General features: G+C 56.5%; 12 protein-coding genes. 5 read left to right on the top strand and 7 right to left on the bottom strand.

Annotated features, from left to right (window positions below):
- The first annotated feature begins 264 nt into the window (after positions 1–264).
- A complete protein-coding gene (locus E8K88_RS12545) occupies positions 265–1,347 on the top strand; it encodes a TRAP transporter substrate-binding protein (protein ID WP_136407014.1) in 1,083 nt (360 codons plus the stop codon).
- A 188-nt stretch (positions 1,348–1,535) separates the two neighbouring features.
- Positions 1,536–2,102 (top strand): transcription elongation factor GreB, encoded by a 567-nt coding sequence (gene greB, locus E8K88_RS12540; protein ID WP_136407013.1) that lies wholly within the window; start codon positions 1,536–1,538, stop codon positions 2,100–2,102.
- 50 nt (positions 2,103–2,152) lie between these two features.
- Here the strand turns inward: greB and E8K88_RS12535 are convergent, their stop codons facing one another.
- Positions 2,153–3,121 carry an aldo/keto reductase gene (locus E8K88_RS12535; RefSeq protein WP_136407012.1) on the bottom strand — a complete coding sequence of 323 codons (969 nt, stop codon included), beginning with the start codon at positions 3,119–3,121 and terminating at the stop codon, positions 2,153–2,155.
- Positions 3,122–3,318: 197 nt separating this feature from the next.
- Between E8K88_RS12535 and E8K88_RS12530 the strand changes: the two genes are divergently transcribed.
- Positions 3,319–4,233, top strand: a complete 915-nt coding sequence (locus tag E8K88_RS12530; protein ID WP_136407011.1) for a 23S rRNA (adenine(2030)-N(6))-methyltransferase RlmJ — start codon at positions 3,319–3,321, stop codon at positions 4,231–4,233.
- Between the two features lie 247 nt (positions 4,234–4,480).
- Positions 4,481–4,789 carry a c-type cytochrome gene (locus E8K88_RS12525; protein ID WP_136407010.1) on the top strand — a complete coding sequence of 103 codons (309 nt, stop codon included), beginning with the start codon at positions 4,481–4,483 and terminating at the stop codon, positions 4,787–4,789.
- Positions 4,790–4,823: 34 nt separating this feature from the next.
- On the opposite strand, the gene E8K88_RS12520 is transcribed toward E8K88_RS12525, so the two are convergent.
- The 6 genes from E8K88_RS12520 to E8K88_RS12495 form a co-directional block, all read right to left on the bottom strand.
- The gene (locus tag E8K88_RS12520; RefSeq protein WP_240754510.1) at positions 4,824–6,731 is read right to left on the bottom strand and encodes a sensor histidine kinase; all 1,908 of its coding nucleotides are present in this window, start codon (positions 6,729–6,731) and stop codon (positions 4,824–4,826) included.
- A gap of 229 nt (positions 6,732–6,960) precedes the next feature.
- Entirely contained in the window at positions 6,961–8,508 is a 1,548-nt protein-coding gene (locus E8K88_RS12515; RefSeq protein ID WP_136407008.1) for a phospholipase D-like domain-containing protein, read from the bottom strand.
- Positions 8,509–8,727: 219 nt separating this feature from the next.
- Positions 8,728–10,578, bottom strand: a complete 1,851-nt coding sequence (gene ptsP / locus E8K88_RS12510) for a phosphoenolpyruvate--protein phosphotransferase (RefSeq protein ID WP_136407007.1) — start codon at positions 10,576–10,578, stop codon at positions 8,728–8,730.
- A 60-nt stretch (positions 10,579–10,638) separates the two neighbouring features.
- A complete protein-coding gene (locus E8K88_RS12505; RefSeq protein WP_136407006.1) occupies positions 10,639–10,908 on the bottom strand; it encodes an HPr family phosphocarrier protein in 270 nt (89 codons plus the stop codon).
- Entirely contained in the window at positions 10,877–11,353 is a 477-nt protein-coding gene (locus E8K88_RS12500) for a PTS sugar transporter subunit IIA (protein WP_136407005.1), read from the bottom strand. The genes E8K88_RS12505 and E8K88_RS12500 overlap by 32 nt, the downstream gene beginning before the upstream one ends.
- Positions 11,354–11,453: 100 nt before the next feature.
- Positions 11,454–12,197, bottom strand: coding sequence for a YggS family pyridoxal phosphate-dependent enzyme (locus E8K88_RS12495; RefSeq protein WP_136407058.1), 744 nt, complete (start codon positions 12,195–12,197; stop codon positions 11,454–11,456).
- 242 nt (positions 12,198–12,439) lie between these two features.
- Between E8K88_RS12495 and E8K88_RS12490 the strand changes: the two genes are divergently transcribed.
- Entirely contained in the window at positions 12,440–13,495 is a 1,056-nt protein-coding gene (locus tag E8K88_RS12490; protein ID WP_136407004.1) for a metal-dependent hydrolase, read from the top strand.
- Positions 13,496–13,513 lie beyond the last annotated feature (18 nt).

The raw sequence follows: 13,513 nt of genomic DNA, 5'->3' as shown, positions 1-13,513 counted from the left end.
TGGCAAGTCTGCTGCATAGCCCGGCATTCCTGACTACTTACGCCACAGTGCATGCATGCATGCATGCGCCTTGCCAAGAAATACTCGGCGTCTGTACCAAGTCCATCCAGCGCGTCAGGCACAGCAGTTGGGCAACAGGGGTTGGTTTTTACTGCGGGGTTTCCAGCAATATCCGTTTTTAAACCGCTTTCATACAATTTCCACGCTGTCGGTGCACGCCCAAATCAAGTGCGTGACTGGCTATTTTTTTCACTGGAGAACTCAATGGATCGTCGTTCAATTATTAAAACTGCAGGATTAGCTGGCGTACTGGCCGCCGGTGTCGCCCCCGCTGTGCATGCCCAACAAGCAGTTCGCTGGCGCTTGGCATCCAGCTTTCCCAAATCGCTCTCGACGATTTATGGCAGCGCAGAAAAGCTCTCCTCTGAAGTCAAGGCCATGTCTGGTGGCAAGTTTGAAATCTCCGTACACCCAGCCGGCGAGTTGATGCCCGCATTTGGTGTGGTCGATGCCCTGCAGGGCGACAACATCGAAATTGGCCAAACTGCTGCCTACTATTTCACCGGCAAAGACCCCATCTTTGCCTTTAGCACGGCCGTCCCATTTGGCCTGACAACCCTGCAGCTCAATGCCTGGAAAGACCATGGCAATGGCCGCAAGCTGCTCGATGCCTTCTTTGAAAAATACAATTTCCGCACAGCCAGCGCAGGCAACACCACCACGCAAATGGGTGGCTGGTACCGCAAAGAAATCAAAACTCCAGAGGATCTCAAAGGATTGAAGATGCGCTTGGGTGGCGGCGTGTTCGGCGAAGCCATGGCCAAGCTGGGCGTGGTGGCGCAAAACATTCCGGCTGGTGATGTTTATACCGCATTGGAGAAAGGCACCTTGGATGCCGCCGAGTTTGTCGGTCCTTACGACGATGAAAAACTGGGCTTTAACAAAGTCGCACCGTACTACTACTACCCTGGCTGGTGGGAAGGCAGCGCCGATCTGGAGTTCTTTATCAATCTGAAAAAATACAATGAACTCTCGCCAGAAAACAAGGCCATCTTGAATGCAGCGACTCGTGTCGCAGCGGCTGACATGACCTCCAAGTACATGGCGTACAACCCGGTTGCGCTGAAAAAGCTGGTGGCCGATAAAACCCAGCTGAAAATGTTCTCCAAGGAGCTGATGGACGCAGGCTACAAAGCCTCGATGGAAGTGTTTGCGGAGCACGAGGCCAAGTCACCTGACTTCAAGGAGATCCACCAAGACATGCGCGCATTCCAGCGCGATCAGATTTTGTGGAACCGCTTCTCGGAATACCCATTCAACCAATACATGACCAGCGTCAAGATTTAAGTGCCCATTACAGGCATTTTGCAGCATGCACAAAGGGGCCATTGGCCCCTTTTGTATAGCCACCTTTGCCAGCGCTACTGGCTGACATACGCCACTACACGCACAGCCGCGCTACTTCGCTTGAAGCGCGCGTCCAAGGCCAGCTGTGGCACGGCACAGAGGGCTAGAACTCATGCACAATGGCAGACATGAACAAAGCATTTGTGAAAGAGTCCGACCACAGCTCCGATGACGAAGACGGCCTGCAAGGCCCTGCCCCCCTGCCTCCCGGGGTCAAAAACTACCTGACACCTGCTGGTTATAAAAATCTTCAGCAAGAACTCAAACACTTGCTGGAGGTGGAACGCCCAAAAATCGTTGAAACCGTGCATTGGGCAGCTAAAAATGGCGACCGGTCAGAAAACGGTGACTATTTGTACGGCAAAAAACGCTTGCGCGAAATTGACCGACGCGTGCGTTTTCTGACCAAGCGACTGGAAATTGTTGAGGTGGTCGATGCCTCGGTGCATTACGGCAAAGACCAGGTGTTCTTTGGTGCCACCGTCGACTACGAAACCGATGATGGCCAGTTGCAGACCATCACCATTGTCGGGGTCGATGAGGCCGATAGCCTGCAGCACAAAATCAGCTGGATCGCCCCGGTAGCCAGAGCCTTGCTCAAGGCGCGTGTGGATGACGAGGTGGTGCTGCAAACACCCGCAGGCCTGCAGCATCTGCAGGTAGTCGCAGTCAGCTACCCTGAGCCGCGCGGATAACCCTATCGCGCATGCACAGAGCTGGACTGCTACTGCAGTGACGCTGCAGCTTACTGGCTATCGGCAGGTGCGCTGACCATTGTCAACTCATGCAGCGCATCTTTGTCCAATTTCAGCCGCGCAGCAAACAGCAATTCATCGAGTTGCTCGTCCGTGGTGGCACTGGCAATTGGCGCCACAATGCCCGGCTGACTCAACAGCCAGGCAATCGCCACTTGTCCTGGCGTAGCCACATAGCGATCGGCGACTTCATCGAGCTTTTGCAAAATCAACAAGCCACGTGGATTCAAATAAGTCTCGACCACTCGTGCGCCGCGCACGCTTTTTTCTGCATCTGCCTGCGTGCGGTACTTGCCTGTCAAAAAGCCCGCAGCCAACGCATAAAAAGGGGCTACTGCAAGCCCATGGGCTTGCACGACCGGTAGCAAGTCGCGCTCGTATTCCTCACGGTCATAGAGGTTATAGCCTGGCTGCAAAACCTCAAAACCGGCAACACCCAATTTTTTGGCCGCATCCATGGCTTGAGTCAAACGCGCACCGGTGTAATTAGAGGCGCCTAAACTGCGCACCTTGCCAGTCTTGACCAAGTCTGAGAGCGCCTGGAGTGTTTCCTCCAGAGGGGTTGAGGGATCATCCTCATGGGTGTAGTACAGGTCGATGTAATCCGTTTGCAGACGCTGCAGTGACGCATCAACTGCTTGCTGAATGTAGTGCGACTTCAAGCCCGACTTGCCCTCGCCCATTGGCTTGCCCACCTTGGTGGCAATGACCACTTTCTCACGGTTGCCGACTTGTTTGAGCCACTTGCCCAAAATCGTCTCCGACTCGCCGCCTTGATGGCCTGGAACCCAGCTGGAGTAAATATCTGCGGTATCTATGAAATTAAATCCCGCGTCGACAAAGCGATCCAATAAGCGAAACGATTGTGCTTCGTCTGCGGTCCAGCCAAACACATTGCCCCCAAAACAGAGGGGCGAAACTGTGATGCCGGTTTTACCAAGTGTGCGCATTGCAAGCATTGAAACCTCCTTGTTGGATGAATACCATCTTAGCGGAACTGATAGAAACACCCCTTTTATCGCATACGGGACGTACCTGCGAGCAAAAGTGTCTTCTCTTTGTGATCTAGGATCGACCTTAGCATGCTTCAAAGAATCCTGCATATCGATGCAAATGCGCGCCCCTTGATGCGCATATTTGCGATAATGCCGCCCATATGTTCAGTTACCGACACGCCTTCCACGCAGGAAACCACGCCGATGTGCTCAAACACACGGTGCTCATCGCCACGCTTGAGTATCTCAAGCAAAAAGAAGTGGCGCTCTCACTCATCGATACCCATGCTGGTAACGGCCTGTACCGGCTTGATGGTGATTTTGCCCAAACCAGCAATGAAAGCGCCAGCGGTATACAGCAGTTGCTGGCCTATGCGGCCAATGCCACTGAGCCACTCACCCCGGCTGTTCAGCAATACCTGGACCAGATCACCTCATTCAATGGTGAAATCAAACCGGGCACCAAACGCATTGTCTACCCAGGCTCTCCTGCCTTGCTGCAGCATTTGATGCGCCCGCAAGACCAGTTGCATCTGTTTGAATTGCAACCGGCAGACATGCGTGCATTGCAAGGCAATATGGCGCAAGGTCCATTTGCCAACCACACCCATGTGTGGCATGCCGACGGCTTCAAAGACAGCTTGAAGTTTTTGCCACCACCTTCAAGGCGGGCTTTGGTGCTGTGCGACCCCAGCTACGAGCTCAAAACTGATTACGGCCAAGTCGCGCAATGGCTTTCCGATGCGCTGCGCAAATTCGCCACCGGCACCTACATCATCTGGTACCCGGTGATTCCCAGACCTGAAGCGCATGAGCTGCCACGCAAGCTCAAAACGATTGCACGCCAAGCAGGTAAAAGCTGGCTGCATGCGACCTTGGCCATTAAAACCGGCGGAAAATCTGGCGTACAGTTGCCAGGCGAGCGCGCTGAGCGCACCGGCATGGTGGCCAGCGGCGTCGTTGTCGTCAATCCACCATTTGTGCTGCGTGAGCAACTGCAGCAGGCTTTGCCTGAACTGGTCAAAGCGCTAGGGCAGGACCATGTCGCCGCCCACACGCTGGAAAGTAGCGCCTGAGTTGTCAACGCTTGCGTCGGTCATGGCCAGCGATGGCCTGCGCACAGGTAATCACTGGTGCATTTGGTATCCATTTTGCTCAGCTATTGCCAGAAGCGAGCCGCTCTTGATCAAGTCAGTGCGATACTGCAACCTGTCGTCCATGCCAAGAAGGGCGCTGTCGCCGCGGCTCTGGGCAACTGGCAAGACCGGTGCAATCGGCACTGCACTCCTAAAACTCCTGAAAATCGACTCCAAAACTACCACCATGCGTTTGTTATTGCTCAGCCTGTTTGCCATCGCCCCTGTGTTCAACCACCAGGCGGCGTGGGCTGACGAAGCCCTGATCAAGTCCAAAGCCTGCATCGCCTGCCATAGCGTAGAGAGAAAAATCGTCGGCCCGGCCTTCAAAGACATTGCGGCAAAGCGCCGCGATGAGCCCGATGCCGTGCAGTTGCTGTCTGAACACATCCGCAAAGGCAGCCGTGGTGTTTACGGCCCAGTGCCGATGCCTCCGAACACGCGCGTGAATGAAGCAGAAGCCAAGCAATTGGCAGAATGGATTCTGACGCAGTGAGGGCATGGGCTCGCTCGATGCCCTTGCGCCACTGCTAATCGCTTGCCACGCCAACCCCCAGCGCCAGCCGGATACTGACAACCGTGCGCCCAGGCGCTGACTGTACTTGCAGTTGCGCACCAATGCGCTTGGCACGTTCAGCCATACTGCGCATGCCTACTGACAGGCCTGCACCTTGCACTGCGGCAACGTCAAATCCATGGCCATTGTCTTCAATACGGATGGTCAGCATGCTTTGACTTGAAGACAGCTCTTCACCGACCTCCACACTCACCTGTACCTGCTGGGCTTGGCTGTGCTTGATGACATTGGACAAGGCCTCCTCCAAAAGCCGCGTCAACGCCAAGCACTGCACCACACTGGGGCGATGCTCGGCACTCCACAGTCGTGCAATACTCCACTGCGTCTCCATGCCCATGGCATCGAAGATGCTGGTGAAGCGATGGCGCAATGGAGCAATCCATTGCACTGGAGTCTGTGGCACAGTGGCGCCAACGCTGGAGCCTTGGTCAATCAGTTGACGCAAGTCATCGCGCATGTTCTTCAGCAAGGACAGCACACGCGCTTGCGACAGCCCCCCTTTGGTCTGCTCGACCAAGGCCATACCCCGCACCAAACTACCCCCTAAACCATCATGCAAATCATGGGCCAATCGGATGCGCTCTTGCAATGTGGCATTCTCCAAGGCCTGTGCATGCTCGCGTGCCAATGACTGTGCCAGTTCAATGCGTGCATCCGCAACCCGCTCGGTGAGTATGTGGTTAAAACCCTCCATGCGGCGCATTTGCCGCACCAGTTGCCCGCCCAGCAGCAACATCACCAAGCCAATCACCGACAAGCCCGACAACGCAGCCCAATAGCGTGCCACCTGCCAAAAATCGGTAAACGAGAACAGCGTCGCCGCACCGATCAAGACATACACCAGCCAACACAGCGCCAACAGCCGATGCGACAGCTTGCGCTCGACCGGCTGTGGCCGCCATGCGTGCCATTGAAACTGCAGGCCGTTAACGAAAAACACCACCATCGTCGACCTCCAGACCGTGTTGCTCCACTGCATCGCCGTTTCATTGGGCGGCAAAAGCACCATCGCACAGCCCAATACGGCCAGAACTAGCAACGCTTTTTCCAGCCGCGGCAACCTCTGGCCGCCAAAACGAAAGGTGAACTTGCACACACACAGCGCATAGCCAATCAGCGCAATGGTACTAAAGCGCGAGCGTGTAATCGAATCAGGCCAGGGCCACGGGGTATGGGCCAAATAGGTACTCAAATACGCCAGCCAACACAGTGCCATCAAGCCAAACCAGCCATAGGCTTGCGTCAACTCATCGCGTAGCTGTGGACGGCTGCTGCGCCAACCCAAGCCCCAGACCAGCAAAAAAAGTGCTGCTGCCATTGCGCATAGCACCGCATTGATCAAATACACCGTGCGTTGGCGCCACTGCGCGCTGCCGTAGGCCTTGCTTACCGACTCCACATCGCCCAAGCGCACTGCGCCAACCCCAGCGGAAACGCTGGCCGGGCCAACGGCCCGGATCCATATTGAATTCTTGCCAGGGAGCAAACCAGAGGCGGGCAAAATCCACCAGTTCGGTACATTCCAATGGCGGGACAAAGGCTCGACCAAGGATTCACCGCGCCACAACAAATCGCCGTTGCTAAACACCTCGCCTGTGATGCTGACCCCATCAACACCCAAGGCCACTGGCGACGTGCTAGTGGCGCATACGCCAGTGGGCCCGCGTTCCCAGTCAATGCGGTACCAGACCGAGCCATTCCAATCCGGCCACTGCCGCGCCCAAAAATTGGGCAGCCTGACATCGATCCAGCCATCAACCGGGTGCAACCATGGCGTCTGGACAGCTGCGCGGGCTGCCTGTATTGCCACAATGCGCGGAGCACACACAGAGGATGCGCGATCGGCATCGGCTTGTTCCATGGTCTGCGCATGCACAGATACGCCCAACATGAGAACGCAGCACAACAACCATAGCCGCCGCCAAGCACTCATCGCCGCCCCTTTGGCAGCAACAAGGCTTGCATGGGTAAGGGTGAGCGATGCCTGGCATCGTCAACCATGGGGGAATAGGAAAAGGCAGCAGCGCTCATAGCCGAGCATGGTATGCCAATAGCGCCCTGAGACATACTGAAAATACGGCAGGCATGCCTTACAGCTCGAAGGCCACTGAGCGCACCATGCCCTCGAGCAAATCTCTGGCAAAGCCCGGCTCTTGCGGAACGTACGCGCTGGCATGCTGGCAGGCATAGCCCAGCAGCACCTCTAACGCCTCTATCGCCTCAATACTGTAGAACGCCGTCATGATCTCGTAGTTCAGCATCAAGCTGCGGGTGTCAAAGTTGGCCGAGCCACACAAAGCCATCGCATGGTCCACGATGACCAGTTTGGCATGCGACATGACCGGCAACCACATGACTTTGGCCCCGGCGCGTGCCAGCAAGCGCAAGGAACGCATGCGGGCAATATCGGCCATGCGGTGGTTGGAGGTTTTAGGAATCACCAACTGCACCTCAACCCCACGCCGCACTGCCAAGGACAATGCAGCTGTCAATGCATCATCAGGTACAAAATATGGCGTGACAATTGCAATGCGCTTGTTGGCATGAAACGCCGCAGTGAGCAGCAAGCTGTAGATGGTGTCATCGGACTGATCGGGACCGCTAGGCACCAGTTGCATGGTTTGGTCTTGCAAAGCCGTAGGCAACAAGCCAGCGGCCTGGTTTTCAGAGCGCGGCGCAACAGGCCCAGCCAAGCTGCCCATGACCAAATCGGCCACATTTTGCCAGGTACCTTGCAAGCGATAAAACGCATCAATCGCACTGTGAGCCAATGATTCACTGGCCACGCGCCGAGTGCCCCATAGCAAGGGCGCTGACGCTTGCGCCCAATCAGACTCAAACATTTGGCCAAAGTGCTCGGCAATCGCACCTTCTGCCTGAAAGCTCAAATCCAGCCAAGCGGGGTGCATGGGCTGGTCCAGAAAATACTCGACAGCAAAATTGCGCCCACCCGACCAGGCATAGCGTCCATCGGCGACCATGTATTTGCGATGATTGCGCAAATTGGCCCGCCCTTTGACGCTGTTGTGCAACAGCGGCATGAAACGCCTGAGCGCAATGCCATTTTGCTCCATCACGAGCATGCTTTGCTTGCGCAGCTTCAAGCTGCCAATCGCATCGACGATGACCCGCACCTTGACACCTCGGCGTGCAGCCAGCACCAAGGCATCCACAATGCGCGCTGCCACTTGCTCGTCATTGCCCAAAATGAAGGTGCAGACCAGCAACTCGTCTTCAGCGCGTTCAATAAACTCCAACACCCCCAGCAAGGCGACGCGTCCATCGGCATCAAAATGCAGCGCACGCACGCCTACCGCATGCGGCAACTGCATCGCCGACAAGACCGACTTGGCCCAGCTGGGCACATAGCGTGGCATATCTGCAGCATTGCCTGTCGCATCAGCTTGCACGCTGGGCTCGACAGCCCATTGAGTCGCTTTGACCTTGGTGACTTTGCGCAGACCAAAAATCAAATACAGCGGAATACCAAGATAGGGAAATGCCACCAGCAGCAGCACCCAGGCCACAGCCGAGCCCGGTGATCTACGTACATGGTGCGTGCGGCTGGTGAGCACATACAGCAGCAGGCCAAGGCACACAAGACTGATGTGCCCCAATGAAAGGGGCAAGGTATACATGAAAAAGACTGGGCAATGAATGGGTTGAATGAAGCCGACCTGCAACGGCAGTTGCAGACTACTCTGCGAGTACGTGGGCGCAAAGAGCTCTTTCTCTCATAAGCCCAGGCACAGCGCAAGCATGTACTGTGGCTGCATGGGGGTACTGGTGTCTACAAGCGCTTATGCAGCAGTGCTGCACTGCGCTCGGATCACGGCATTCTTGTATGCAGGCAGTGCTTATGCGGCGACCTGCTCTACATGGGCATGTTGTGCAATGAGCGTGTGGGGAGTGTTCGAAGCCAACACCTGGCGCGCCCAATCTGCCAACTGCGAGGCATTGGCATGCACGATGCGCTCTTTGACTTGCAGCAATTGCACCGGGTGCATCGAAAAACTTGTTAAGCCAAGGCCTAGCAGCAAATCGGTCACCATGGGATCACCAGCGATTTCGCCACACACACTGACATGCTTGCCGCGCTTATGGCATTGCGCAATCACATGGGCAATCAGTTGCAACACCGCTGGATGCGTGGCATCAAACAAATGCGCCACGGCCTCATTGGTGCGGTCAACCGCCAAGGTGTACTGCGTCAGGTCATTGCTGCCAATCGAGACGAAATCCACATCGTCCAAAAACTGCTCAACCATCAATGCAGCCGCAGGCACTTCGACCATCGCCCCCAGCCGCACCTCACCAAAAGGCACTTGCACTGCGCGCAGCTCTTGACGAGAGAGTTCAAGTTGCGCACGCGCCTCCTGTACCTGGCTAAAGTGCGAGAGCATCGGCAGCAAAATATTCAATGGTCCGTGCACGGCCGCACGCAGCAAGGCCCGCAACTGGGTTCTGAACATCTCGGGGCTAGACAGACTCCAGCGAATCGCTCGCAAGCCCAGTGGTGACTGGTCCCATTCCGAGCGGCCTTGGTGCGAGGCGCTGTGCAGCAGCTTGTCTGCACCAATATCGACCGTGCGAATGGTCACTGGCAGGCCTTTCATCGCCAGAACAGCCTCCTTATAGGCCAAGTACTGCTCATGCTCATCGGGCAATACGCCTTCGCGCCCCATGAATAAAAATTCGCTGCGAAACAGGCCAACGCCCACCGCACCAGCGGCTATGGCCACCTCGCAGTCGGCCGGAAACTCGATATTGGCCAGCAACTCCACGGCTTGACCGTCTTGCGTGACTGCCGGCGTGTGCAACAACTGCTGCTGGCGCTCACGCACCTGCAAATCATTTTTCTGCAGTTCGAAGTAATGCGCCAGTGTCTGCGCATCGGGATTGACAATCACTACGCCAGCCTCGGCATGGATGATCAAGATCGCATCCTGGGCAATCCGTTGAGAGGCATTCTTGGTGCCCACCACCGCCGGAATATCCAGGCTGCGCGCCACAATGGTCGTATGCGATGTAACACCGCCAGTGTCTGCAACAAAACCGGCAAAGGCAACGCTTTTGAAGTGCAGCATGTCAGCTGGAGCCAAATCATGCGCGACGATGATGAAAGGCCAGTCCTGCGACTTGCAATCGGCAAGCGGTCCATCCGCCGCTTCTGAGGCCGCTCCTGCATGGGCCGCCTGCCCATGCGCGCCAAACACTGCGACGAACTCAGCCAGCGAGGAGCTGCTCTGCACAGCCGCAATATCGGGCGCGCGCATGCAATGCACCACGCGCTTGACCAACTGCTCAAGGTCCACTTTGCGCTCACGCAGATAGCTGTCTTCCATGGCATCAAATTCACGCGAGAAATGCGCCAACTGCTGCATCAACGCCCATTCGGCGTTGTAGCGGCGTTTTTCAATAAAGGCCGCAGCGCCCATTTGCAGCTCTGGATCCTCCAGCAGCATGGCATGCACATCCAGTAAAGCGTGCAGCTCGGCTGAACTCGCGTCGTCCATGATGGATCTCTGCACCCGTCGCAGCTCTTGCACCGCCAGCTCGAAGCCCGCTTGCAAACGCTTGACTTCACGCGCAACGTGCTTCTCACTGATCAGGTAATGTTTGACTTGCAATGGCTCCTGGCCCAGCAGCAAGGCCCGACCGATTGCAATACCGCGTGAGACGGCAATTCCGTTAATGTGTTCATTCATGGCCTCACGTCCTTCCTTCGTCTAGCCTTGTGCGCATCCACATGCCCACAAGGGATTCGCTCACTGTTCTTCACCAAAACGATCGGCAATCAATGCCAGCAGGGCCTGCATGGCCTCCTCCTCTTGCGCGCCATCGGTCTCAATGACCACTTCGCTGCCTATGCCAGCAGCCAGCATCATCACGCCCATGATGCTTTTGGCATTGATGCGCCGGCCATTGCGGCTCATCCACACTTGGCAAGGAAAACTGCCTGCGAGTTTAGTCAGTTTGGCCGAAGCACGGGCATGCAAGCCCAGTTTATTGATGATGGTTGTTGTGGTCTGGATCATAAGAATTTCGCACTGCTTGCTGCCACCCACCGGTAGGCGCAGCCTTGGGAGATACCACCATAATGCCGTTAGCGCCGCCCGATTGCGCCCGCTCGACCCATGACTCAAATGGCTCTTCGCGGTAGGTAATCGCGCGCAATAGCATCGGCACATTCAGCCCCGAGATAACACGTGTCGCAATGCTGTTTTGTGCGCACCAGTCGCACCAGTTCTGCGCGATGTTAAATGGCGTGGCACCAAACACATCGGTCAGCAACAAGACGGGCTCGGCAGTTCCTTGCAGCAGCTCGGCAGCTTGTGCATGCCATGTGGCGACGTCGTGATCTGGCTGGACATCGACCACCAGCACGTCCGCTGCCTGCTCACCAAAGACATGCAAGGCACAGGCCTTGAATGCACTAGCCAACGGCGTGTGGGCAATCAGGACAATACGGCTATGGGTCATACGCTCAATCAGGGCTCATAAAAAAGAAAAACAGTCCTCACACAATAGCACGCGATGTCACCTGTCCAGTGTCACTTCACACTGGACAGCGCGCAGCACATTACCGGGCGGCAGCCGGCGCAGTACGCGCGCCAAAAATCGCCTGGCCTACACGCACCGTGGTCGCGCCTTCTTGGATCGCCCAAGCAAAATCGCCGGACATGCCCATCGACAACTCACGCATTTGCCCGGCGTACGGCGTCTCTTGCTGCATCTGGTCGCGCAACTGGCGCAACAGTGCAAAACAAGGCCGCACTTGAGACTCCTCACTGGAATTGAGCGCCAAGGTCATCAGCCCACACACCTGCAAACTGCCAAAGGCTGGCAACTGTTGCACCAGCTCCAGCGCCTGCGCAGGCTCAACGCCGAACTTGCTGGCTTCACCCGAGGTATTGACCTGCACCAGCACCTTGAGGCTGCGGCCCAGACTTTGCAGGCGCTTGTCCAGTGCCTCGGCCACGCGCAAATTATCCAGCGCATGAAACTCACTAGCGAACTCTGCAACCAGTTTGGCCTTATTGGTTTGCAAATGGCCAATCACGCACCACTGCAGGTCAGCCAAGTCCGCCATGGACTGCCATTTTTCATGCGCTTCCTGAACTTTGTTCTCTCCCATTTGCCGAACGCCGGCGGCATAGGCCAAGCGCAAACGGTGCTCATCCACCGTTTTGGTAACCGGTAACAAACGCACCTCACTCGGATCACGCCCAGCATGCGCACAAGCTGCAGCGATCCGAGCGCGCATCGCATTCAGGTTGTGCTGAATATCTTCAAAGCCAAGTGCCGCTGGCGTGCTGGTGGTCATAGTGTGAGTCACGAATGCGCCAAGCGATGCGCTAGGCTATTTGAATAATTGCAAGCTAGTCTTGCAGAACAGTGGCGATTGTATAGGGCTAGCTAGGGCTCGCGAGCCCCAAATGGCAGTTTGGATACCATACAAACTCCCTTAACTTAGCGCATTCCTTGGCTCCCTTGGGTATATTGCTTGCTGGCGATCACCCACACAGCCTTTTGTGGCTTGCTCCTGACTTATTAAGACTGCATCTGATGGACTCCCTCTCTCAAGCCGTTCTGGGTGCCAGCATTGTTGCTGCCGCCGTGCCCGCAACGCAACGGCGTCTGGGCCTGTTGGCCGGGGCGATTTTGGGCACAGTGCCTGACCTCGACACCTTGATCGTGCCACTGTTTACACAGGCACCGGTGAGCCTTTTTACCTGGCACCGTGGCCCCAGCCATGCGCTGTGGTTGCTGCTACTACTGGCCTTGTTGCTGTGGTGGGCGCTGAAAAAAATCAGCCCGGCGGTGCGCCAAGCACCTAGAGCCTGGCTGATCGCCACGGCACTGGCGCTGATCACCCACCCGCTGCTGGATGCTTTCACGGTCTACGGCACCCAGCTGTGGTGGCCCACCAGCAGCAGTCCGGTGATGTGGGCCAGCTTGTTCATCATTGATCCACTCTACACCCTGCCTTTGCTGGTGGGGGTGCTGGCCGTGCTGCTGGGCGGCCCCAAACGCTGGGCCTTCTTCACCGTGGTGACTGGGCTTGTGCTCAGCACCGCGTACATTGGCTGGTCACACATCTCACGCAGCATCAGCAGCCATGCCGTCGCGCACAGCCTGCAACAACAAGGCTTGGGTGGCGCGCCTTATTTATTGATAGCCACTCCGTTCAACACGCTGCTGTGGCGCGTGGTGGTCATCACGGAGCAAGGCCATGCAGTCGGCTATCGCAGCATTTTTGATGGCGATAAAACCCTGCAATTGAGCCATTACCCAAGCCAGCCTGCATTGCTGCAGGAACAAATCGCCATCAACCCTGAAGTGGCCCGACTGGCTTGGTTCACCAGTGGATTTATCAATGCCGAGGTGCGCGACCGGCAGCTGATCATCAACGATTTGCGCATGGGCACAGAGGGCCACTTCACTTTTGCGTTTGAAGTGGCGCAGAACGTCGCCCCTGATGGCGCAGCGCCGCAATGGCAAAGCCATCAGGTCGCTCCGATGGTCAAGCGCTCAGGTTCCATGGCTGCCGCGATGAACAAAGAGTGGCAGGCCACCTGGGGGCGCATTGTGCAGTCGTGGCGCGAGCGCAGCGCCAGCTGATCGCCTGCGCTTGCCATG

Origin of the sequence: Lampropedia aestuarii, assembly GCF_004803635.1 — a bacterium.
Taxonomy (GTDB): Bacteria; Pseudomonadota; Gammaproteobacteria; order Burkholderiales; family Burkholderiaceae_C; genus Lampropedia; species Lampropedia aestuarii.
This window is presented reverse-complemented; position numbering and strand designations above follow the sequence as displayed.